This window comes from Rothia kristinae (genome assembly GCF_016028855.1).
GTDB classification, from domain to species: Bacteria; Actinomycetota; Actinomycetes; order Actinomycetales; family Micrococcaceae; genus Rothia; species Rothia kristinae.
In genome coordinates this window covers 331,311-353,002 of the sequence record NZ_CP065738.1, presented here as the reverse complement: position 1 = coordinate 353,002, position 21,692 = coordinate 331,311, and the positions used below count along the sequence as shown (strand labels likewise).

The 21,692-nt window shown below is 72.3% G+C and carries 18 protein-coding genes, 1 tRNA gene and 1 riboswitch; of the genes, 15 read left to right on the top strand and 4 right to left on the bottom strand.

Features of this window, described 5'->3' with window-relative positions:
* The first annotated feature begins 209 nt into the window (after positions 1–209).
* Both I6G21_RS01575 and I6G21_RS01570 read left to right on the top strand, forming a co-directional pair.
* A complete protein-coding gene (locus tag I6G21_RS01575) occupies positions 210–1,682 on the top strand; it encodes an aminotransferase class III-fold pyridoxal phosphate-dependent enzyme (protein WP_129357764.1) in 1,473 nt (490 codons plus the stop codon).
* A gap of 61 nt (positions 1,683–1,743) precedes the next feature.
* On the top strand, positions 1,744–2,607 hold the full coding sequence (locus I6G21_RS01570; RefSeq protein WP_129357765.1) for a VanW family protein: 864 nt from the start codon (positions 1,744–1,746) through the stop codon (positions 2,605–2,607).
* Between the two features lie 4 nt (positions 2,608–2,611).
* On the opposite strand, the gene I6G21_RS01565 is transcribed toward I6G21_RS01570, so the two are convergent.
* Positions 2,612–3,298 (bottom strand): winged helix-turn-helix transcriptional regulator, encoded by a 687-nt coding sequence (locus tag I6G21_RS01565; RefSeq protein WP_075515157.1) that lies wholly within the window; start codon positions 3,296–3,298, stop codon positions 2,612–2,614.
* 209 nt (positions 3,299–3,507) lie between these two features.
* Here I6G21_RS01565 and I6G21_RS01560 point away from each other — a divergent pair, with 209 nt between their 5' ends.
* From I6G21_RS01560 to ygfZ, 3 genes are all read left to right on the top strand, one after another.
* Complete coding sequence (locus I6G21_RS01560) at positions 3,508–4,197, top strand: hypothetical protein (RefSeq protein WP_055684622.1); 690 nt, start codon at positions 3,508–3,510, stop codon at positions 4,195–4,197.
* Between the two features lie 235 nt (positions 4,198–4,432).
* Positions 4,433–5,053 (top strand): nitrobindin family protein, encoded by a 621-nt coding sequence (locus tag I6G21_RS01555; protein WP_129357766.1) that lies wholly within the window; start codon positions 4,433–4,435, stop codon positions 5,051–5,053.
* A complete protein-coding gene (gene ygfZ / locus I6G21_RS01550; RefSeq protein ID WP_129357767.1) occupies positions 5,050–6,234 on the top strand; it encodes a CAF17-like 4Fe-4S cluster assembly/insertion protein YgfZ in 1,185 nt (394 codons plus the stop codon). The genes I6G21_RS01555 and ygfZ overlap by 4 nt, the downstream gene beginning before the upstream one ends.
* Positions 6,235–6,363: 129 nt before the next feature.
* On the opposite strand, the gene I6G21_RS01545 is transcribed toward ygfZ, so the two are convergent.
* Positions 6,364–7,398, bottom strand: a complete 1,035-nt coding sequence (locus I6G21_RS01545; RefSeq protein WP_055684619.1) for a 6-phosphofructokinase — start codon at positions 7,396–7,398, stop codon at positions 6,364–6,366.
* A gap of 193 nt (positions 7,399–7,591) precedes the next feature.
* On the bottom strand, positions 7,592–8,800 hold the full coding sequence (locus tag I6G21_RS01540) for a pyridoxal phosphate-dependent aminotransferase (protein ID WP_129357768.1): 1,209 nt from the start codon (positions 8,798–8,800) through the stop codon (positions 7,592–7,594).
* A gap of 241 nt (positions 8,801–9,041) precedes the next feature.
* Between I6G21_RS01540 and I6G21_RS01535 the strand changes: the two genes are divergently transcribed.
* From I6G21_RS01535 to I6G21_RS01495, 9 genes are all read left to right on the top strand, one after another.
* A tRNA-Trp gene (locus I6G21_RS01535) sits at positions 9,042–9,114 on the top strand.
* A gap of 89 nt (positions 9,115–9,203) precedes the next feature.
* Positions 9,204–9,470: a preprotein translocase subunit SecE gene (gene secE / locus I6G21_RS01530; protein ID WP_055684617.1), complete on the top strand. Its 267-nt coding sequence runs from the start codon at positions 9,204–9,206 to the stop codon at positions 9,468–9,470.
* 96 nt (positions 9,471–9,566) lie between these two features.
* On the top strand, positions 9,567–10,517 hold the full coding sequence (gene nusG, locus I6G21_RS01525) for a transcription termination/antitermination protein NusG (RefSeq protein ID WP_408015182.1): 951 nt from the start codon (positions 9,567–9,569) through the stop codon (positions 10,515–10,517).
* Between the two features lie 239 nt (positions 10,518–10,756).
* Complete coding sequence (gene rplK / locus I6G21_RS01520; protein WP_129357769.1) at positions 10,757–11,185, top strand: 50S ribosomal protein L11; 429 nt, start codon at positions 10,757–10,759, stop codon at positions 11,183–11,185.
* Positions 11,186–11,342: 157 nt separating this feature from the next.
* Positions 11,343–12,038, top strand: a complete 696-nt coding sequence (gene rplA / locus I6G21_RS01515) for a 50S ribosomal protein L1 (RefSeq protein WP_055684614.1) — start codon at positions 11,343–11,345, stop codon at positions 12,036–12,038.
* Between the two features lie 386 nt (positions 12,039–12,424).
* On the top strand, positions 12,425–12,964 hold the full coding sequence (gene rplJ, locus I6G21_RS01510; protein WP_055684613.1) for a 50S ribosomal protein L10: 540 nt from the start codon (positions 12,425–12,427) through the stop codon (positions 12,962–12,964).
* 135 nt (positions 12,965–13,099) lie between these two features.
* On the top strand, positions 13,100–13,489 hold the full coding sequence (rplL, locus tag I6G21_RS01505) for a 50S ribosomal protein L7/L12 (RefSeq protein ID WP_055684612.1): 390 nt from the start codon (positions 13,100–13,102) through the stop codon (positions 13,487–13,489).
* 147 nt (positions 13,490–13,636) lie between these two features.
* The gene (locus I6G21_RS01500) at positions 13,637–15,244 is read left to right on the top strand and encodes a glycoside hydrolase family 32 protein (protein ID WP_129357770.1); all 1,608 of its coding nucleotides are present in this window, start codon (positions 13,637–13,639) and stop codon (positions 15,242–15,244) included.
* A gap of 125 nt (positions 15,245–15,369) precedes the next feature.
* Positions 15,370–17,382 (top strand): sucrose-specific PTS transporter subunit IIBC, encoded by a 2,013-nt coding sequence (locus tag I6G21_RS01495; protein WP_061225617.1) that lies wholly within the window; start codon positions 15,370–15,372, stop codon positions 17,380–17,382.
* A 52-nt stretch (positions 17,383–17,434) separates the two neighbouring features.
* Here the strand turns inward: I6G21_RS01495 and I6G21_RS01490 are convergent, their stop codons facing one another.
* Positions 17,435–18,430 carry a LacI family DNA-binding transcriptional regulator gene (locus I6G21_RS01490; RefSeq protein WP_165869987.1) on the bottom strand — a complete coding sequence of 332 codons (996 nt, stop codon included), beginning with the start codon at positions 18,428–18,430 and terminating at the stop codon, positions 17,435–17,437.
* A gap of 125 nt (positions 18,431–18,555) precedes the next feature.
* Positions 18,556–18,648, top strand: a riboswitch (glycine riboswitch).
* A 115-nt stretch (positions 18,649–18,763) separates the two neighbouring features.
* Between I6G21_RS01490 and gcvP the strand changes: the two genes are divergently transcribed.
* On the top strand, positions 18,764–21,691 hold the full coding sequence (gene gcvP, locus I6G21_RS01485) for an aminomethyl-transferring glycine dehydrogenase (RefSeq protein WP_129357772.1): 2,928 nt from the start codon (positions 18,764–18,766) through the stop codon (positions 21,689–21,691).
* Position 21,692: the final 1 nt, after the last annotated feature.

Below are 21,692 nucleotides of genomic sequence, written 5' to 3'. Positions count from 1 at the left end.
CCCGTTTCTCTCGCGGCCAGGATCGCGCCGCGCACGCGCGACGACTGCTCCCAGTCTACTGCCCGCCCGGTGCGACGGCGCAGACGTCGTTCCGACGGTGCGCGCTCGTCGTCCGGCGGCAATGCGCGGGAAACACGCGGCTCCTAGGCTCGCCGTACGCCGCGCCGGACCCGCTCCGGGACGACCTCCGGCACGAGGAAGGACCCGCCATGACCGTCACCTCCGCCCGCATCACCCCCGTCTCCGACGCCTGCGGGCAGGCCGATCCCGCGCCCGGTGCGGATCCGGGCCGGACCTCGGAGATCGACACTCTGGGGATCGACACCCAGGAGATCGCCGCCCAGCATCGGGATCACGTGCTGCAGTCCTGGTCCGTCTCCGGGGGCCCGGTGCACACCATCACCCGGGCGGAGGGGATCTGGCTGTGGGATGAGACCGGTCGGCGGATCGCGGACATGTCCTCGCTGATGGTCTGCGCCAACCTCGGCCACGGCCACCCCCGCATCGCCGAGGCGATCGCCGAGCAGGCGCGCCGCTTCTGCTTCATGTCCCCCGCCTTCGCCACCGAGCCCAAGTCTCGGCTGGCCGCGCGCCTGGTCGCCCTGGCCGGGCGGGAGCACTTCGCCCGGGTGATGTTCACCAACGGCGGGGCGGAGTCCAACGAGCACGCGCTGCGCATCGCCCGCACCGTCACGGGCCGGACCAAGGTCTTCTCCAGCTACCGCAGCTACCACGGGGCCACGGCCGGGGCCGCGCAGGCCACCGGGGACTGGCGCCGGCTCGGGGCCGAGCAGGGCGCGGGCGCGGGCTTCGTGAAGTACCTGTCCCCGCACCCGTACCAGGACGGCTGGTCCGGCGGGGCCGAGGACGCCGCCGCCACGGACCTGGCTCTGGCGGATCTGGAGCGCCAGCTGCGCTTCGAGGGCCCGGAGACGGTCGCCGCGATCATCGTGGAGCCGGTGGTCGGGGCCAACGGCGTCATCATCCTGCCGGAGGGCTACCTGCCCGGGCTGCGGCGGCTGTGCGACCGGTACGGGATCCTGCTGATCTTCGACGAGGTGATGACCGGCTTCGGGCGCACCGGGACGATGTTCGCCTGGCAGGTCTTCTGCGTCGTGCCGGATCTGATGACCTTCGCCAAGGGCGTGGACAACGCGGCCGTGCCGCTGGGCGGAGTGCTGGTCTCCCGGGAGATCGCCCGGTTCTTCGAGGAGCACCCGCTGCCCGGCGGGCTCACCTACTCCGGGCACACCCTCGCGTGCGCCGCGGCCAACGCGGCCCTGGACGCCTACGAGCAGGACGGGGTGCTGGAGCACGTGGCGCAGACCGCCCCGGTGCTCGCGGAGTTCCTGGATCGGATGGCCCGGGAGCACGAGTGCGTGGGCCAGGTGCGCCACCTCGGGATGTTCGCCGCGGTGGAGCTGGTCTCGAACCGGGAGGCCCGCACCCCGCTGGTGGGGTACCGGTCCTCGGACCCCGTGATGAAGCAGATCATCGGCCGACTCTACGACCGGGGCTTCAGCACCTTCGGTCGGGAGAACACCCTGCACGTCAGCCCGCCCCTGACCATCACCACCCAGGAGCTGGAGCAGGTCCTGCCGATCCTCGACGAGGTGCTCGGCTGGGTGGACCGCGAGGTGCTGCCGGCCCGGCGGGCCGCGGCGAAGGACCGGGAGGACTGAGCCGTGCCGGGCTGCGGGACGGGGCTGGGCGGATGCCCCACCGTGGGCTATCTTCTGTGATATGGCTCGCAGACTCTTCTCGGACATCTCCCCGCTGACGTATCAGATCGCGATCCAGCGGCAGCGGCTGCAGCGGCACCTGGCCGACCTGCCGCGGCGTCGGAGCTTCGCCGCGCAGCGCAGCGCCGAGGATCTGCCGACGCGGATCTACGGGCACAACTCGCTGATCCGGCGTCGGCTGGGCAGCACGGAGCAGCACCTGCAGGAGGGCAAGGCCCGGTCCCTGGCCATCGCCGCACCCCTGGTGGACGGGATCCTGATCCGGCCGGGGCAGACCTTCTCCTTCTGGCGGCTGGTGGGCAACCCCACCGCCGCCCGCGGCTTCCAGCCCGGGGTGGTCATCCAGGGGGACCACGCGGAGTCGGGCATCGGCGGCGGGATGTGCCAGTTCACCAACCTGCTGCACTGGATGGCGCTGCACTCCGGGCTGACCATCACCGAGCACCACCACCACTCCGGGCTGGACCTGTTCCCGGACTTCAAGCGCCAGATCCCCTACGGCACCGGGACCTCGATCATCTACAACTTCCTGGACTACCGGGTGCACAACGGCACGGACCGCACCCACCAGTTCCGGGTGGCCGTGGACGGGGAGCACCTGCGGGGCCAGCTGCGCGCGGAGCGGCCGGGGGAGTTCAAGTACCACATCCTCGAGGAGGACGCGTACTTCTACGAGGCCGCCGATGACGCCGGGGCCGCCCAGGTGCGTCGGCACAACGTCATCGTGCGCGAGACCCGCAGCCGGCGCACCGGGGACACCATCGGGCGCGAGCGCCTCCTGGAGAACGACGCCCTGGTCTGCTACGACCGCGAGCTGGTGCGCGGGACCATCCTGGCCGCCAAACCCGGGGCCGCGGGCGGCTGAGCCGTCAGCCCTTCGGGGCGTGCATCGAGTAGCCGACGTTGCGCACCGTGGTGATCATCTGCTCGTGATCCGCCCCGAGCTTGGCCCGCAGGCGCCGGATGTGCACATCCACGGTGCGCGTGCCGCCGTAGTAGTCGTAGCCCCACACCTCGCTGAGCAGCTGGGCGCGGGTGAACACGTGCCCGGGGTTCTGCGCGAGGAACTTCAGCAGCTCGAACTCCTTGTACGTCAGGTTCAGCGGCTGCCCGTCGATCCGGGCGCTGTAGCCCGCCTCGTCCACGACGACGGCCCCGCATCGGATCAGCTCCGCGGCGGGTGCGGGCCCGGGGGCGGGAGCCCGACGGGCCCCCAGCAGCAGGCGCAGCCGCGCCTCGGTCTCGGCGGGGCCGGCGTCGGGCAGCAGGAAGTCATCCACGGGCCACTCGGGGGTCACCGCGCTGAGCGTGCCCTCCGTGAGCACCGCCAGGATCGGCAGCTCGGGGGCCTGGGTGCGCAGCAGACGGGCGGTGTTGCGCGCCTGCAGCACCTGCGCGCGGGCATCCAGCAGCAGCAGGTCCGGGCCGTGGTGGCGGATGGACTCCAGGCTCGTCCCCAGGCCCACGCTGTGCACGTCGTGGGCGAGCAGCTCCAGGGCGGGCAGGGCCGCCGCGGCCTGCTCGGCGGTGTCGCTGAGGACGAGGATCTGGGACACGGAGGCTTCCTTCCCTCGGTCACGGGTACGGGATGCGACCGCGTCTGTGCGGACGAGCACAGTATAGGCCGATGACGCGGGGGCCCGAGGCGCCTCCGACGTCGGCGACGGCGCCCGGTACACTCGGCACCGTCCGCCCTCGGGTGCCGCCAGGCCCGTGCAGGCCCGTGCCGACGCCCGCCCCGATCGACTCAGGAGGCCCGCCCGCCGTGACCCCGTCAGCGACTCCCACCCGCGGCGAGCGGCTGCGCAGCGCCGGGCGCTCCGGCCCCTCCCGCTACCGGCTGGTCGCCGGATCCGCCGTCCTGGGCCTGGCCGTCTCCCTGCTGTGCGCGGTGTGGGCCCCGCAGGCCTCCGCGGTGGCCACCGTCGCGATGGTCCTGGTCATCGCGTGGGGGTGGCCGGCCGCCTCCGGGGTGGCCCAGCAGCGCGGCGGTGAGGTGGTGCCGGTGCACACCGGGATCATCGGCGCCAGCGGCTTGGCGGCCTGCGCGGTCGTGCTGCTGACGGCCTCGGCCTCGCTGGTGACGCTGCTGCCGGCCGTCGTCGCCGTGGGGGTGCTGGCCTGCTTCATCGGGGAGCTGGTGCGCGGCGAGGGGGCGCCCGCCCGGCTGGAGTCCGTGATCTCCGCGGTCACCGGGGTGCTGGCCGCGGTCAGCTCGGCCGGGTGGATCGCGATGGCCCTGGTGCACGAGCAGACCCGGGCCGGATGGGCCGTGTGGGTCTGCGGCGCGGTGATCGCGGTGCTGATCGCCGGGGTCGGCGTCCGGCTGATCGCGGCGGGGCCGGCGGACGGCCCGCGACGCGGGGCCGTGACCCTCGGGCTGGTGCCGGTCGCGTTCTTCGGGATCCTGGGCTGCGCCGGAACCTTCCTGCTGCTGCGCGTGGTAGCTTGGTGACCATGATCATGGCACTCGAGATCTTCTTCCTGTCCCTGCTGGGCCTGGCCTCCCTGGGCATCGCGGGCTCCGCGGTCCTCGTGGTGGCCCGGCTGTTCAAGGGCCAGAAGTGACCCATCGACGCTGACCGCCGCGGCGGTAGGGCGAACGGGCCCCGGGCACTGCCGCCCGGGGCCCGTTCGCGTCCGAGGGAAAGCCCGCGCGGGCCGTAAGGCCGCGCGCCTAGGATGGGGCCATGGCTATCGAGATCCCCTCAGACATGACTCCCGAGCTCGTCCCCTTCGCCTGGCTGCTCGGCCAGTGGGAGGGCGTGGGCGTGCTCGGCTACGGCCAGGACGTCCCCGATCGGCAGTTCGGGCAGATCGTCTCCTTCACCCAGTCCGGCCTGCCCTTCATCGAGTACCGCGCCGAGTCCTACCTGCTGGATGAGGAGGGACGGCGCACCCGCCCGATCAGCGTGGAGACCGGCTTCTGGCAGCTGGGCCGGAAGCTGCAGGACGGCGACCTCGGCCCCGGGCTCATCCCCGGCGCGGCCGAACCGACCCTGGCCACCGCCGCGGACGTGGAGAAGCTGCGCCGAGAGGAGGGCGGCTTCGAGATCACCGCGAACATCAACCACCCCGGCGGGGTCAGCGAGCTGTATGTGGGCGTCATCGACGGGCCCCGCATCCAGATGGCCACCGACGCCGTGATGCGCGCCGAGGGAGCCAAGGAGTACACCGCGGCCTCCCGGATGTACGGGCTGGTCAACGGCGAGCTGATGTGGGCCTGGGACATGGCCGCCCTCGGCCACGAGATGGCTTCCCACGCCTCCGCCCGCCTGCGCCGCACGGACGCGGCCGAGGTGGTGCGGTGAGTCCCGAACGCTCACCCCTGCTGGGCCGGCACGGTGCGGTGCCTGCGGAGGCCCCGGATCAGGCGGTTCCCGCCCACTACGGCGACCCCCTGCGCGAACAGCGCCGCCTGGCCCGCTCCACCCCCGCCTCCCCGGTGCTGGTGGACTCATCCCACCTGGGCGTCGTCGAGGTGACGGGGCAGGACCGGGCCAGCTGGCTGACCACGCTGTCCTCCCAGGTGCTCACCGGCCTGCCTGCCGGCTCCTCCGCGGAGCTGGCCCTGCTCTCCGCGCAGGGGCGACTCGAGTACGTCCCCCACGCGATCATCGGCGAGGACCGGATCCTGCTGATCGTGGAGCCGGGGCAGGAGGAGCCGCTGACGGCGTTCCTGGACTCGATGCGCTTCATGCTGCGGGTGCAGGTCCGCGCGGCCTCCGCGGACTGGGCCGTGGTGGGGCTGCGCGTGGACCCGCGGGAGGCCGCCGTGCTAGCGCCCTTCCTGGCCCGCGCGGGTGAATCGGAGCTGCCGCTGGTGTGGCGGGACCCGTGGCCCGGCGTCGTACCCGGCGGCACCAGCTACGCCGCCGCCGCGGAGCACCCCGGGGCCCAGCGCACCTGGTACGAGGCCCTGGTGCCGCGCGAGCGGCTGCCGGAGCTGGCGGGCCTGGCCGATGCGGACCCGGCGCCGCTGGGCTGGGCCGGGCTGTGGGCCGCGGAGGCCCTGCGCATCGAGGAGTGGCGCCCGCGCGCCGCCCGGGAGGTCGACGAGCGGGCCATCCCGCACGAGCTGGATCTGATGCGCACCGCCGTGCACCTGGCCAAGGGCTGCTACAAGGGTCAGGAGACCGTGGCCCGCGTGCACAACCTGGGCCACCCGCCGCGGCGCCTGGCCTTCCTGGACCTGGACGGCTCGGAGCACACCCTGCCCGCTCTCGGCTCGCCGGTCTACGCGGAGGGTGGTGCCCGCCCGGTGGGGCGGGTGACCTCCGCGGCCCTGCACCACGAGGCCGGGCCCATCGCCCTGGCCGTGCTTAAGCGCTCCGTGGACCCCGCCGCCGCCCTGCGGGTGGTGGATCCGGGGCAGCCCGGGGAGGACGGTGAGCCCGTGGAGACCGTCTACGCCGCGGCCCAGACCGTGATCGTGGACCCGGAGGCCGGGCAGGTGGCCGGTCGGCGCCACCGGGAGGACTTCCTGCGCTAGCCGGCCGCACCGACGACGACGGCCCGGCCGTCCACTCCTCGCGATGAGGGGAGGACGGCCGGGCCGTCGTCGTGCTCGGCCGGGCGGTGCCGGTGGATCCGGCCTGCGCCCGGGGGAGCGGCGCGGGGATCAGCGCCCGAAGAGGGTCTTGGCTTCCTCCCAGCGGTCCTGCGGAACCTCCTTCAGCCCGGAGTCCAGGGCCTCGTGGAAGCCCACGCGCACCACGTCGGTGCCGTGCAGGGCCACCATCTTGCCCCACTCCTTGTCGTGCACCAGGTCCACCACGTTCATCCCGAAGCGGGTGGCCAGCACGCGGTCGAAGCTGGTGGGGGAGCCGCCGCGCTGGATGTGCCCCAGCGTGGTGTTGCGGGTTTCGATGCCGGTGAGCTTCTCGATCTCCCGGGTCACGTACTCGCCGATGCCGCCCAGGCGCGGGCGACCGTCCTTCTCCACGCCCTTGTCGTGCATGACCTCGTCGAAGCCCTCCGGGATGAATCCCTCGGCCACCACGACCAGCGGGGAGCGGCCGCGGTCGTGGACCTCCTTGGCCCACTCGGCCACCTGCGTCATCGGCACCTGCTGCTCCGGGATCAGCACGGCGTGCGCGCCGGCGGCCATGCCGGAGTGCAGCGCGATCCACCCGACGTGGCGGCCCATGACCTCCGCGACCATGCAGCGGTGGTGGGACTCGCCGGTGGTGCGCAGGCGGTCCATCGCATCCGTGGCGATCTGCACTGCGGTGTCGAAGCCGAAGGTGTAGTCCGTGCCGTTGAGGTCGTTGTCGATGGTCTTCGGCACCCCGACGACGGGCAGGCCGGCGTCGGCCAGGCGGCGGGCCCCGGCTAGGGTCCCCTCCCCGCCGATCGCGACGACGGCGTCGATCTGGTTCTTCTCCAGCACGATGGAGATGTTCTCCGGGCCGCCGTGCGGGCCGTCGTAGGGGTTGGTGCGGGAGGTGCCGAGGATCGTGCCGCCGGTGCGGGCCAGGCCGCGCACCTTGGTGCGGGGCAGATCCATGATGTCGTCCTCCACGAGGCCGCGCCAGCCGTCCCGGAAGCCCACGAACTCGTCATCGTAGGTCTTGACTCCGTTGAGCACGGCGCCGCGGATCACGGCGTTCAGGCCGGGGCAGTCCCCGCCGCTGGTGAGCAGTCCGATCTTCATGGTGGTCTCCTCGACTGATGGTTCGGATGGATTCGTCAACCGGAACCAGTCTAGCGAGCGGTTGCGTTTCTGTGGAGTCGGCAGAGGCCGTGATTCCGCGGAATTCCGGGGAATCACGGCCTCAGGGCGAGGGGAGTCACACTTCCGACATGTGGGTTCGTGTGGGAATCGGCGGTCGGCTCGGGTGGTGCGCTCAGGCGGCATCGGCCAGCAGCCGCTGGATCCGCCCGATGCCCTCGCGCAGATCCTCCTCGCCCAGGGCGTAGGACAGGCGCAGGTACCCGGAGGGGCCGAAGGCCTCGCCCGGCACGACGGCGACCTCCGCCTCCTCCAGGATCAGGGTCGCCAGGTCCTGGGAGGACTCGATGCGCCGCCCGGCGATCTCCCGCCCCAGCAGGGCGGTCACGTCCGGGTAGGCGTAGAACGCGCCCTGCGGGACGGGGCAGGAGAAGCCGGGCACCGCGTTCAGCCCATCCACGATGAGCCGACGGCGGGCGTCGAAGGCCCGGCGCATCGCCTCGACCTCCTCCTGCGGGCCCGTCAGGGCCGCCAGCGCGGCCCGCTGGGCGATGTTGTTGACGTTGGAGCTCAGGTGCGACTGCAGGTTGGTCGCGGCCTTCGCCACGTCGGCCGGCGCCACCAGCCAGCCCACCCGCCAGCCGGTCATCGCGTAGGTCTTGGCCACCCCGCTGAGGATCACCAGGTTCTCCCGCAGCTGCGGGGCGGCTTCGGCCAGGGAGGTGAAGGGGGTGTCGTCGTAGGTGAGCCGCTCGTAGATCTCGTCCGTGATCACGAAGATCCCCTTCTCCGCGGCCCACGCCCCGATCGCGGCGGTCTCCTCGGGGGAGTACACCGCGCCGGTGGGGTTGGAGGGGGAGACGAAGATCAGCGCCTTGGTGCGCTCGGTGCAGGCCCGCTCCAGCTGCTCCGGGGTCACCTTGTAGCCCTGCTCGGAGCCGGCGAAGACCTCCACGGGCTCGCCCCCGGCCAGGCGGATCGCCTCGGGGTAGGTGGTCCAGTACGGCGCGGGCAGCAGGACCTCGTCCCCCTGCCCGATGACGGTCGCGAAGGTCTCGTAGACCGCCTGCTTGCCGCCGTTGGTCACCACCACCTGGGAGGGCTCCACCTCCCAGCCGGAGTCCCGCGCCGTCTTCTCGGCGATGGCCCGGCGCAGCTCGGGCAGCCCCGCGGCGGGGGTGTAGCGGAAGTTCGCCGGGTCCTCCAGCGCCTTCCGGGCGGCGTCGACGATGAACTCCGGCGTGGGGAAGTCCGGCTCGCCCGCGCCGAAGCCGACGACCGGGCGCCCGGCGACCTTCAGCTCCTTGGCGCGGGCATCCACCGCGAGGGTGGCCGAGGGGGCGATCGCGCTGATGCGGGCGGAGATGCGCTCGTGGGAGGTCATGGTCGGCGGCTTCCTTCGACGTCGGGGGCGTTGGCCGGTGCGGGATCCGCGCGGCGCGGGGAGCCCGCCCTGCTCCCATCCTAGGGTCAGGCGTCGAGCCGGGCCCGGCGCCGGTGCGGATTGCGTCGAGTGCGCGCTCTCGGCTACAGTCGATACCCGGTACTCACCCCCCTGAGGATCCCGCGCGCCGTCACGGGCCCCGAGCGGGGAGGGTTTCCGCGGAAGGCATCGGGCCTTCCGAAGGGCAGTGGCGCAATTGGTAGCGCAGCGGTCTCCAAAACCGCAGGTTGCAGGTTCGAGTCCTGTCTGCCCTGCACGCACCCCGTCGTCGCGGCCCGTCCGCGGGGACCGGGGCCTCAGGGCCCCGCACGCTCGTCGCACGTCGCAGAAAGGGGCGGATCCCATGGCCAAGGCCGCCGCCGCAGGAGGAGCCGGGATCGAGGACGCCCGGGCCCGCGGCTTCTTCGGGAGGATCTTCCTCTTCCTCCGCCAGGTCCTCGCCGAGCTGAAGAAGGTCGTGACCCCCACCGGCCGCGAGCTGGTCAACTACGTGATCATCGTCCTGATCTTCGTGGCCTTCATGCTGCTGCTGATCTCCGGTCTGGACTTCCTCTTCGGCAAGGGAGCCTTCTGGCTGTTCGGCAACGGCCAGTCCATGACCGGACAGTAGCCAGCACCGTCCGTCCGATCCCCGGTCCGCTCGCGCGGACCCGCCCCCGGCGGGGCGGCGTCCGGCGCACCCTCCAAGAAAGCAGGAACAGCAACAGTGTCCGAGCAGGAACGTGAGAACGCCGAGGGCGTGAGCCCCGAGACCCCGACCAACGACAGCCCGAGCGCCGAGACCCTGGGCGAGGCCCAGAGCCCCGAGCAGGCCGGCACCCCGGAGGAGGTCTCCCCGGAGCAGGCCGAGCAGGCCGCCGCCGCGCAGGCGGGGGAGTCCCGCTCCGGCTTCGAGAACACCGACGCCGGGCTGATCGCGGCCACCGACGCCCAGCCGGAGAACCCGGAGGAGGGCTTCGAGGACTCCGCGGCCGAGGCCGCGGAGGCGGTCCAGGCCCAGGAGGCCCAGGAGGGCTCCGAGGCGGCCGAGGAGGAGCAGCCGGACCCGATGGCCGAGTTCCGCTCCAAGCTGCGCCGCCAGGAGGGCGACTGGTACGTCATCCACACCTACGCCGGCTACGAGAACCGGGTCCGCACCAACCTGCAGACCCGCGCGCAGTCGATGAACATGGAGGACGATCTCTTCGAGATCCAGGTCCCCATGGAAGAGGTCGTGGAGATCAAGAACGGCCAGCGCAAGACCGTGCGCCGCGTGCGCATCCCGGGCTACGTGCTGGTGCGGATGAACCTCACCGACGAGTCCTGGGGCGTGGTGCGCCACACCCCCGGGGTCACCGGCTTCGTCGGGCAGGACGCCTACAACCCCGTGCCGCTGCGCCTGGACGAGGTCGTGGACATGCTGGCCCCGGTCTTCGAGGCCGAGCAGGTGGAGGCCGCCAAGCAGGCCGGCGAGCCCATCCCGGAGCCGCTGGCCCCGCAGGTCAGCGTCGGCTTCGAGATCGGGGAGTCCGTGGTCGTCAAGGAGGGCCCGTTCGAGACCCTCCCGGCGACCGTCAACGAGATCAACCCCGAGGCCCAGCAGCTGGTGGTCCTGGTCTCCCTCTTCGAGCGCGAGACCCCCGTGACCCTGGGGTTCAATCAGGTCTCCAAGATCTGATCCGCCAGGCTCCGATGGCGCCCGCCGCCTCCCGCACCGGGAGACGACGGGCGCCGTCTGTCTGTGAGGTGGGCCGCTGCGGGTGGTGCCCGACCCCCGCCGCGGCGTAGAGTGGATGGTTGCGTGTGCGCACCCGAACGCTGGGGTGCGCCCTTACGCCGGTCGCCGCGCCACGGCGGCCACCCGCCGTCGTGCGCTCCTGCGCGGCGGTCCGTCCCACGTAAGCAAAGGACCAAGCATTGGCTCCCAAGAAGAAGGTCTCTGGCCTCATCAAGCTGCAGATCCAGGCAGGCGCCGCCAACCCGGCCCCGCCGGTCGGCCCGGCCCTGGGTCAGCACGGCGTCAACATCATGGAGTTCTGCAAGGCGTACAACGCCGCCACGGAATCCATGCGCGGCAACGTGGTGCCGGTGGAGATCACGGTCTACGAGGACCGCTCCTTCACCTTCATCACCAAGACCCCGCCGGCCGCTGACCTGATCAAGAAGGCCGCGGGCGTGCAGAAGGGCTCCGGCGTCCCGCACACCAACAAGGTCGGCAAGATCTCCATGGACCAGGTCCGCGAGATCGCCCAGACCAAGATGCCCGACCTCAACGCCAACGACATCGACGCCGCCGAGAAGATCGTCGCCGGCACGGCCCGCTCCATGGGCATCACCGTCGAGTAGTCCCCTCGCCTCCACCGCGAGGCACCGGCATCATCCCGATGCCGACCCGAAAGACCCGCCGCCGCGGCGGGCCGTCCGCAGCGCAGCAGGCGCCGGGCGTGTGGCAGGATCGCGCGCGATCCGACAGACCACGACTGCACAAGGAGAGAGCAAGCAGATGGCACAGCGCAGCAAAGCGTACAAGGCAGCCGCCGAGAAGATCGAGGAGGGCCGCCTCTACAGCGCCCCCGAGGCGATCGCCCTGGCCCAGGAGATCAACAGCTCCAAGGCCGACCCCACCGTGGAGGTCGCCATGCGGCTGTCCGTGGACCCCCGCAAGGCCGACCAGATGGTCCGCGGCACCGTGAACCTGCCCAACGGCACCGGCAAGACCGCCCGCGTGGTCGTCTTCGCCCAGGGTGACAAGGCCGCCGCCGCCGAGGAGGCCGGTGCGGACTTCGTCGGCTCCGATGACCTCATCGCCCGCGTGGCCGGCGGCTGGACGGACTTCGACGCCGCCGTGGCCACCCCGGACATGATGGGCAAGGTCGGGCGCCTGGGCAAGGTCCTGGGTCCGCGCAACCTGATGCCGAACCCCAAGACCGGCACCGTGACCATGGACGTGGCCAAGGCCGTGGGCGACATCAAGGGCGGCAAGATCGACTTCCGCGTCGATCGCAACGCCAACCTCCACTTCATCATCGGCAAGGCTTCCTTCACCCAGGAGCAGCTGGTGGAGAACTTCCGCGCCGCCGTCGAGGAGATCGTGCGGCTGAAGCCGTCCTCCTCCAAGGGCCGCTACATCTCCAAGCTGACGGTGGCCACCACCTTCGGTCCCGGCGTGCCGGTGGACCCCTCCGTCGCGGAGAAGTGAGCCGCAGGCGCAGCTGAGCCTCGGTGAGCCGCCGCCATGGCGGTCGCAGCTCCCCGTCGGATCCGGTCAGGCACCGGGTCCGGCGGGGCGTTCTCGCATCCGCACCTCGCGTGCCGCGCCCCGCCCGCTGGCGCATCCGCCGCGGGTGTGGTTCAATGGAGACACCAAAGACCGCCGGTCGTAGGTTCGGTCATGCCGCCAGGCAGACCAATCCGCCATAAGAGTCCCGCGAGGACGGCCAGCGCAGGTGACCGTGACACGCCGAACCCCCGGGTTCCTCTGCCCAGCGCATCGAGGATTCCGTGAGGGGAGCGTCGCCCCGCCGCCTGTGCGGGGCTTTTTTCGTGGGCTCATGGGCGCCCGGCATTCAGACCGGAAGGAGAACCATGGCGACACCGGAGAAGGCAGCCGCCGTAGCGGAGCTGAGGGATCTTTTCTCCTCCTCCACTGCCGCTGTTCTGACTGAGTACCGTGGTCTCACCGTGGCGAAGCTCAAGGAGCTGCGCCGTTCCCTCGGTGAGCACGCCGAATATGCCGTGGTGAAGAACACCCTGACCGCGATCGCGGCCAGGGAGGCGGGCGTCGAGGGCCTGAACTTCGACGACCTGCAGGGCCCCACCGCCGTCGCCTTCATCACCGGGGAACCGGTGGAGGCGGCCAAGGGCCTGCGCAACTTCGCCAAGGAGAACCCCCAGCTGATCATCAAGAGCGGTTACTTCGAGGGTAAGCCGCTCAGTGAAGCTGACGTCATCAAGCTTGCGGATCTTGAATCTCGCGAGGTGCTGCTGGCCAAGGTCGCCGGTGCCGCCAAGGGCACCATGGCCAAGGCCGCCGCACTGTTCCAGGCACCGCTGTCCAAGACCGTGCGCACCGCCGAGGCGCTGCGCGTCAAGGTCGAGGAACAGGGTGGAGAATCCGCTGCCTAAGGCATTCTCCGCGAATGCCGACAGCCGCTGATCCGCTCGCGGATCGCACGCTGTGCCTGGTGCCCACCCGGGGCCAGGGAACCAAGATCCGTTGCAGTTCCGACCTGCAACCAGACGAAGTGAGGAGCCAATCACATGGCTAAGCTGTCCATCGACGAACTGATCGAGGCCTTCAAGGAGCTCTCCCTGATCGAGCTCTCCGAGTTCGTGAAGACCTTCGAGGAGACCTTCGACGTCACCGCCGCCGCCCCGGCCGCCGTGGCCGCCGCCCCCGCCGCCGGTGGCGACGGTGGCGCGGACGCCGCCGAGGAGCAGACCGAGTTCGACGTCATCCTCGAGGGTGCCGGCGACAAGAAGATCGCGGTCATCAAGGAGGTGCGCGCCCTGACCTCCCTCGGCCTGAAGGAGGCCAAGGACCTGGTCGACGGCGCCCCCAAGGCCGTCCTCGAGGGCGCCTCCAAGGAGGACGCCGAGAAGGCCAAGGAGCAGCTCGAGGGCGCCGGCGCCACCGTCACCCTCAAGTAAGGACGCTTCTCCCCGCACCGGGGAGAGCCCCTGCTGATCCGCGAGAGCCCCCGTCATCCCGTTCGCGGGAGGGCGGGGGCTCTCGCGCGTCCGCCTCCGGGTCGAAGCGATGTGTCAAACGATGGTCACAGTGTCTAGGGTGGTCTCATGCCCCCTTCCTGCCTTCCCGAGCCCGCCCGCCCCGATGCCGAGGGGGCTGCCGCCGAGGACCCGGCCGTCGGGATCCCCGGCGTCGAGGATCCTGCCGTCGTCGATCCCGAGCTGCTGGATCGGGCCCGCCGGGCCGCGGCGCGCGAACGCGAACTTGCCGCCGCCGTGCGCGCGGACCCGGACCGCCCCCGCTACCACCTGGCCCCGCCGGTGGGCAGGCTCAACGACCCCAACGGCCTGGTGCATCTGGACGGGCGCTGGCACGCCTTCTACCAGTACAGCCCTCTGCACCCGGAGAAGGCCGTGTTCTGGCGCCACGCGGTCTCCGAGGACCTGCTGCGCTGGCGCGACCTCGGCACCGCGCTGGAGCCGGTGCGCTGGTACGACCGCGACGGCTGCTACTCCGGCGGGGCCCTGCCGCTGCCGGGGGGCGGGGTGGAGTTCTACTACACCGGCAACGTGCGCACCCGGAACGGCGGCCGGGAGGCATACCAGTGCCGGGCCGTGCCCGCCGGCGACGGGTCCGGGCGGCTGCTCCCGGACCCGGACAACCCGCTGATCCCGGGCCCGCCGCCGGGATACACCGCGCACTTCCGAGACCCGCAGGTGCTGCCCGCCCCGGAGGGCGGCTGGATGATGCTGCTGGGGGCCCAGCGCGAGGACGGCACGGGCGCGATCCTGCGGTGGGACTCCGCGGATCGCCGCCGATGGGGGTTCACGGGGGAGCTGCGCTTCGACCGTCCCGAGCTTCGGGCCCCGGGGTTCATGGACGAGTGCCCCCAGCTGGTGCGACTGCGCGATGAGGAGACCGGGGAGGACCGTCACGTGCTGATCTTCTGCCCGCAGGGCCTGGGACCCGAGGGGGAGCGGTTCCGCAACCCCCACCCCTGCGCGTACACCGTGGGGGTGCTGAAGGGGTGCGCCTTCCGGGAGGCCACCGCGCTGGAGGAGCTGGATGCCGGCTTCGAGTTCTACGCCCCGCAGGTCTTCGCCGGGACCGGAGAGCGCACCGTCCTGATGGGCTGGCTGGGCAACGCCGGGGAGGACGACCAGCCCTCCCTCGCCCGCGGCTGGGTCCACCAGATGACCCTGCCCCGGGAGCTGGTCCTGCGCGGCGGTCGGCTGCTCCAGCGGCCGATGCCCGAGGCGGACCGGCTGCTGCCCCTGCGGGAGCTGGATCTGCCCGATGCCGACGCCGCGCAGCTCATCCCGCCGCAGCCTCGCCCCGCGCACCGGCTGCGGGTGGAGGTCTCCTTCGAGGGCCCCTCGGCCGGCGCGGTACCGGATCCTGCGTCTCGCCTGGAGTACCTGGATCCGCGGGGGAACGCGGTGACCGTCAGCATCTGCGCCACCGGCATCACCGTGGACCGCGGCGGCAGCCAGTACCAGGCCGGCGGTCCCGAGCGCACCCGCACCCTTCCCGCGGCGCCGCACCGCGCCGTTGAGCTCTTCGCGGACTCATCCAGCCTGGAGATCTTTGCCGAGGACGGCGCCTGCGTGTTCACCCAGCGCATCTTCCTCACCGGTCCCGTGGCCGTCACCGCCCGGTGCGACGCCGGAGCCCGCCTCCTCAGCGCCGAGGCCGCGCTCCTGCCCGGGCCCTAGGCCCGCCATGCACCCGCCACGCACAACGGGAGGGGGTCACGCCGGGGCGCGGCCGTGCTAGTGTGTCAATCGATTGACAGGCGCCGCATCCCGCGGACGCCCACGGCCGAGCGAAGGAGACTTCCGTGGAACACGCCGCCGTAGCAGAGAGGGTCGTCGACGCCGTCGGCGGACCCAGCAACATCCAGGCCGCCGCCCACTGCGCCACGCGCCTGCGCTTCGTCCTGCAGGACAGCGACGAGGTGGACCAGGCCGCGCTGGATGCGGACCCGGACCTGAAGGGCACCTTCGAGGGCGGGGGCATGTTCCAGGTCATCGTCGGGCCCGGCGACGTCGACCGGGTCTTCGCCCACCTGGCCCCGCTCGGGGTCAAGGAGGTCTCCAAGGACGAACTCAAGCAGGTCGCCGACCAGCGCTCCTCCTGGTTCGTGCGCTTCCTCAAGGTCTTCGCCGACATCTTCGTGCCGCTGATCCCGGTGCTGGTCGGCGGCGGCATGCTCATGGCCCTGAACAACGTCCTCACCGCCGAGGGGCTGATGCCCTGGTACGGCGGGCAGTCGTTCATCGAGGCCAACCCCGCCTGGGAGGGCCTGGCCGGCATCATCAACATGCTCGCGGCCGCCCCCTTCGCCTTCCTGCCGATCCTGGTCGGCTTCTCCGCGGCCAAGCGCTTCGGCGGCAACCCGTACCTGGGTGCGGCGATGGGCATGGCCATGGTCATGCCGCAGCTGGTCAACGGCTACGACGTCGCCCAGGCCCTGGCCGAGAACCGGATGACCTACTGGGACGTCTTCGGCCTGCAGGTCCAGCAGTCCGGCTACCAGGGCACCGTGCTGCCCATCCTCGTCGTCGCCTTCATCCTGGCGAACCTGGAGAAGGGGCTGAACCGCGTGCTCAAGGGCACCATCGGCTTCATCTTCACCCCGACCCTGTCCCTGCTGATCACCGGCTTCATCACCTTCGTCGCGATCGGCCCGTTCCTGTTCACCGCCGGCGACGCCCTCGGGCGCGGCATCGAATGGCTCTACACCGTGGCCGGGCCCCTCGGCGGCATGGTCTTCGCGTTCTTCTACAGCCCGATCGTGATCACCGGGCTGCACCAGTCCTTCCCGCCGATCGAGCTGCAGCTGATCGCCGCCGGCGGCTCCTTCATCTTCCCCATCGCCTCGATGGCCAACGCCGCCCAGGGCGCGGCCTGCCTCGCCGTGTACCTGACCACCCGGGAGAAGAAGCTCAAGGGCGTGGCCGGGGCCTCCTCCTTCTCCGCGTTCCTCGGCATCACCGAGCCGGCGATCTTCGGGGTGAACCTGCGCCTGCGCTACCCGCTGTTCATCGGCATGGGCGCGGCCGCGGTCGGCGGGGCGCTCGTGGCGCTGATGAACATCCGCGCCGTCGCCCTCGGGGCCGCGGGCTACCTCGGCTTCGTGTCCATCCGGGCCACGGACATCGGCCGGTTCTTCATCGCCCTGCTGATCACCACCGCGATCTCCTTCGCCGTGACCTACGCGGTGGCCCGCCGGAAGGTCGGTGCGGCCCAGCGCAACGCCGCGGCCGCCGCCGAGGGGGCCGCCGTGGCCCTGGGCGCGGAGGGCGACGACGCCGAGCGGTACGAGGGAGAAGCCGGCCCGGTGCTGGCCGACGACGCCGAGGACTGGCGCCTGACCGCCCCGCTGGACGGGCGGGTGCTGGCCCTGTCCGAGGTCTCCGACCCCACCTTCGCCCAGCAGATGCTCGGTCCCGGCGCGGCCGTGGACCCCAGCGACGGGGTGCTCTACGCCCCGGCCGACGCCGTCGTCACCGTCGCCTTCCCCACCGGCCACGCCTACGGGCTGCGCACCGCGGGCGGGCTGGACGTGCTGATCCACCTGGGCTTCGACACCGTGGCCCTGGACGGGGAGCACTTCACCCCGCTGGTGCGCAAGGGAGACGTGGTGCGCCGCGGGGACGTCCTGGCCCGCTTCGACGCCGCGGCCATCCGCGCGGCCGGCTACGACCTGACCACCCCGATGGTCGTGACCTCGGCGAAGCGGATCGAGGGTACGCAGCTCACCGCGGACACCGGAAGCACCGTCGCCCACGGGGAGGCATTCCTGAGCATCACCCCGAAGGAGAAGCCGGCCGCCGCCGCGCAGTCCTGAGCCGACCCGAGCCCGCCCGGCCCGGGCCCCCGCCCCGATGCGGGCGCGGGGCTCAGGCCGGGCGGGTGGTCTCGCGCCAGTCGATGGTGGCCGGCAGCTCGCGGGTGCCGGCCGGCAGCGGCTCGCCGTCCACCGCGGCGAGGATCGCCGCGACGGCCTCCCGGGCCATCGCCCCGTAGGGCTGCACCACGGTGCTCAGCTCGGGGCAGAAGATCCGGGAGGCCGCGGAGCCGTCGAAGCCCGTGACCTGCAGATCCCGCGGCACCCGCAGGCCCCGGCGTCGGGCCCAGCTCAGCACCGCGGCGGCCAGCAGGTCGTTGCTGCACATCACGGCCTCCGGGGCCGCGGCGGCCTCCCACGCCCGATCCAGCACGGGATCGATCTGCTCGGGGTCGGGCCACCAGCCCCGAGAGGGCTCCGGGCGCAGCACCGCAGGCTCCAGCCCCGCCTCGGCTATCGCCTCGGCGTGGCCCAGCAGGCGCGGGGCCTGCGGATCCCGCGAGGAGGTCAGGTGCAGGATCCGCCGGGCGCCCCGGGCGATGACGCCGCGGGTCAGCTCGCGCATCACCGTCCGGTTGTCGCAGGAGATGTCCGGGAAGTCGTGGCCCTTCGGCCGGTCGATCGTGACCACCGGCGCCCGCAGCCCCGGGTAGCCGCCGACCACCTGGGAGTGCGCCCCGGTGATGATCCCGTCCACCTGGTTGGCCAGCAGCATGTCCAGGTGCCGCCGCTCCCGATCCGGCCGCCCGGCGGAGTCGCACAGCAGCACCTTGTAGCCGGCCCCGGCCAGGCGGGTCTCCAGGGCTTCGGCCATCTGCCCGTAGAACGGGTGGGCCACCGTGGGGAAGATGATGCCGACCAGGCGGCTGGAGCGCTGCTGCAGGGAGCGGGCGATGGCATTGGGGCGGTAGCCCAGCTCCGCCATCGCCGCGTGCACCGCGTCCTTGGTCTTCTGGGAGAGGTAGCCGCGATCGTTGAGCACCCGGGAGACGGTGGTCGGGGAGACCCCGGCCGCGGCGGCCACATCGGCGAGCTTCGGCTGGGGCACGGTCATCTCCTGCGCGGGGAACGGGGCAGACACAGTCTACGCGGCGGCCCCCGCGTCGGGACCGGCACCGGCGGCCCCTCGATGACGCGCCCGCGCGTGCGGTGTGGCACACTGGACCCAGCCGATCACGCGCGGCGGGAGAGCCCCGGGACCCACCGGGCGCCGAAGGAGCAAACCCTCCCCGGGAAACTCTCAGGCCAAGGTACCGCCGCAGCCCAGGCGACTCTGGAGAGGGCCCTCAGCAGGACCCGCCGACGGGGCAAGGCGCTGGCCGAAACCCTCAGGTCACCGGACAGAGCGGGGAGGCGAGACCCCACCCCCAGCGGAGCTGCCATGACCTTCCTCGACCGCCACCTCGGACCCCGCCCCGACGAGATCGAGACCATGCTCGCCGACCTCGGACGCGACTCCCTGGACGCCCTGATCGACGCAGCCGTGCCCGGATCGGTGCGCCGCGCCGACGAGCTGACCCTGCCCGGGCTGGAAGAGCCCCTGGACGAGACCGCCGCCTTAGCCCGCATCCGCGAGCTCGCGGCGAAGAACACGGTGCGCGCCCAGATGATCGGGCAGGGCTACCACGAGACCGTGACCCCGGCGGTGCTGCGCCGGAACATCCTGGAGAACCCGGCCTGGTACACCTCCTACACCCCCTACCAGGCGGAGATCTCCCAGGGCCGGCTGGAGGCCCTGCTGAACTTCCAGAACGCGATGATGGACCTGACCGGCCTGGACATCGCCAACGCCTCCATGCTGGATGAGGCCACCTCCGCCGCCGAGGCCGTGCTGCTGATGCACCGGGCCAACCGGAAGGTCAAGCGGGGGGTCGCGGTGCTGGACGCCCGGCTGCTGCCGCAGACCCTGCAGATCACCCGGGGCCGGTTGGACGCCCTGGGTCTGGAGCACCGCACCGTGGACTTCGCCGCGGGCCAGTCCCTGCCCGAGGAGCCGGTCTTCGGGGTGCTGCTGACGCAGATCGGCTCCGAGGGGCAGCTGATCGACGTCGCCCCGCTGATCGCCGCCGCCAAGGAGGCCGGGGCCATGGCCACCGTGGCCTGCGACCCGCTGGCCCTGACTCTGCTGGCCTCCCCGGGGTCGCTGGGCGCCGACGCCGCCGTCGGCTCCTCCCAGCGCTTCGGGGTCCCGCTGTTCTTCGGCGGCCCGCACGCGGCCTTCCTCGCGGTGCGCAAGGGCCTGGAGCGCTCCCTGCCCGGGCGCCTGGTCGGGGTCTCCACGGACTCCTCGGGCCGCCCGGCCTACCGCCTGGCCCTGCAGACCCGCGAGCAGCACATCCGCCGGGAGAAGGCCACCTCCAACATCTGCACCGCCCAGGCCCTGCTGGCCATCGTCGCCGGGGCCTACGCCGTCTACCACGGGCCCCAAGGCCTGCGGCGCATCGCCGAGGACGTGCACGTCAAGGCCGCCTACCTGGCCGCGGGGCTCGGCGCTGCGGGCCTGGAGCCGGTGCACGCGGACTTCTTCGACACCGTGACCGTGCGGGTCCCGGGCCGGGCCGACGCGGTGCTGGCCGCCGCCGAGCGCGCCGGGATCAACCTGTGCCGGATCGACGCTGACACCCTCGGGATCTCGGTGGGCGAGCCGCACACCTGGGCCCAGCTCGACGACGTCCTGGCCGCCTTCGACGCCGCCCCGGACGGGCAGCCCGGGGCCGGCTTCGGCCGGGAGATCCCTGCGCCGCTGGCCCGTCGGGACGAGTACCTGACCCACCCGGTCTTCCATCGGCACCGCTCCGAGACCGCGATGATGCGCTACCTGCGGGAGCTGTCGGACAAGGACCTGGCGCTGGATCGCACCATGATCCCGCTGGGCTCGTGCACCATGAAGCTCAACGCCGCCGCGGAGATGGAGCCGATCTCCTGGCCCGAGTTCGCCGGGATCCACCCGCTGGCCCCGTCCGAGCAGACCGCCGGGTGGCTGGAGCTGATCGAGGACCTGGAGCGGTGGCTGTCCGCGATCACCGGGTACGCCGGGGTCTCCCTGCAGCCCAACGCGGGCTCCCAGGGGGAGTACGCGGGGCTGCTGGCGATCCGCGGCTACCACCGGGACCGCGGCGAGGAGGGCCGCGACGTCGTGCTCATCCCGGCCTCCGCGCACGGCACCAACGCCGCCTCCGCCGCCCTGGCCGGGCTGCGGGTGGTCGCGGTGGCCACCGCCGAGGACGGCTCGATCCTGCTGGATGACCTGGACGCGAAGATCGGCAAGCACCGCGAGGAGCTGGCCGGGATCATGATCACCTACCCCTCCACCCACGGGGTCTTCGAGGAGGACGTCGCCGAGGTGTGCGCCCGGGTGCACGCCGCAGGCGGCCAGGTGTACCTGGACGGGGCCAACCTCAACGCCCTGGTGGGCCTCGGCGCGCCGGGCGCCTTCGGCGGGGACGTCTCCCACCTGAACCTGCACAAGACCTTCTGCATCCCGCACGGCGGGGGCGGGCCCGGCGTCGGGCCGCTGGCGGTGGCCGAGCAGCTGCTGCCCTACCTGCCGGGGGATGCGGCCGCCGCCGGTGCCGGGCACGACGCCGCGGCGTCGGGCTCCTCCCGCACCGCTGCCGGCCGGGCCCAGGCGGTCTCCCAGGCGCTGTTCGGCTCCGCCGGGGTGCTGCCGATCTCCTGGATGTACATCGCGATGATGGGGGCTCAAGGCCTGCGCGAGGCCACCCGCACCGCGATCCTCAACGCCAACTGGCTGGCCCGGAAGCTGGATCCGCTGTTCCCGGTGCTCTACACCGGGCCCGGCGGGCTCGTGGCCCACGAGTGCATCCTGGACCTGCGCCCGCTGACCGAGGCCTCCGGGATCACCGCGGAGGACGTGTGCAAGCGGCTCATGGACTACGGCTTCCACGCCCCGACCCTGGCCTTCCCGGTGCCCGGCACCCTGATGGTCGAGCCCACCGAGTCCGAGGACCTCGCGGAGCTGACCCGCTTCGTCGACGCGATGAGCGCGATCCACGCGGAGATGACCGCGGTGGCCGAGGGGCGGGTGCCGGCCGCGGAATCCGCGCTGCGCCGCGCCCCGCACACCGCCGAGGCCCTGCTGGGCGCGGACTGGGACCGGCCGTACACCCGCGAGCAGGCCGCCTACCCGCTGCCCGCCCTGCGCACCGGGAAGTACTGGCCGCCGGTGGGCCGCATCGACGGCACCGCCGGGGACCGCAACCTGGTGTGCGAGTGCCCGCCGATCTCCGCCTTCGACATCGACGCCCACGACGACGCCGCGCAGTCCGCCGCGGCCCAGGAGGACTGAA

Bases quoted from the DNA above. Each gene is read 5' to 3' on its own strand.
- I6G21_RS01575 (WP_129357764.1), top strand. From the start codon at position 210: ATGACCGTCACCTCCGCCCGCATCACCCCCGTCTCCGACGCCTGCGGG.
- I6G21_RS01570 (WP_129357765.1), top strand. From the start codon at position 1,744: ATGGCTCGCAGACTCTTCTCGGACATCTCCCCGCTGACGTATCAGATC.
- I6G21_RS01555 (WP_129357766.1), top strand. From the start codon at position 4,433: ATGGCTATCGAGATCCCCTCAGACATGACTCCCGAGCTCGTCCCCTTC.
- I6G21_RS01545 (WP_055684619.1), bottom strand. From the start codon at position 7,398: ATGAAGATCGGACTGCTCACCAGCGGCGGGGACTGCCCCGGCCTGAAC.
- I6G21_RS01540 (WP_129357768.1), bottom strand. From the start codon at position 8,800: ATGACCTCCCACGAGCGCATCTCCGCCCGCATCAGCGCGATCGCCCCC.
- secE (WP_055684617.1), top strand. From the start codon at position 9,204: ATGGCCAAGGCCGCCGCCGCAGGAGGAGCCGGGATCGAGGACGCCCGG.
- rplA (WP_055684614.1), top strand. From the start codon at position 11,343: ATGGCACAGCGCAGCAAAGCGTACAAGGCAGCCGCCGAGAAGATCGAG.
- rplJ (WP_055684613.1), top strand. From the start codon at position 12,425: ATGGCGACACCGGAGAAGGCAGCCGCCGTAGCGGAGCTGAGGGATCTT.
- rplL (WP_055684612.1), top strand. From the start codon at position 13,100: ATGGCTAAGCTGTCCATCGACGAACTGATCGAGGCCTTCAAGGAGCTC.
- I6G21_RS01500 (WP_129357770.1), top strand. From the start codon at position 13,637: ATGCCCCCTTCCTGCCTTCCCGAGCCCGCCCGCCCCGATGCCGAGGGG.
- gcvP (WP_129357772.1), top strand. From the start codon at position 18,764: ATGACCTTCCTCGACCGCCACCTCGGACCCCGCCCCGACGAGATCGAG.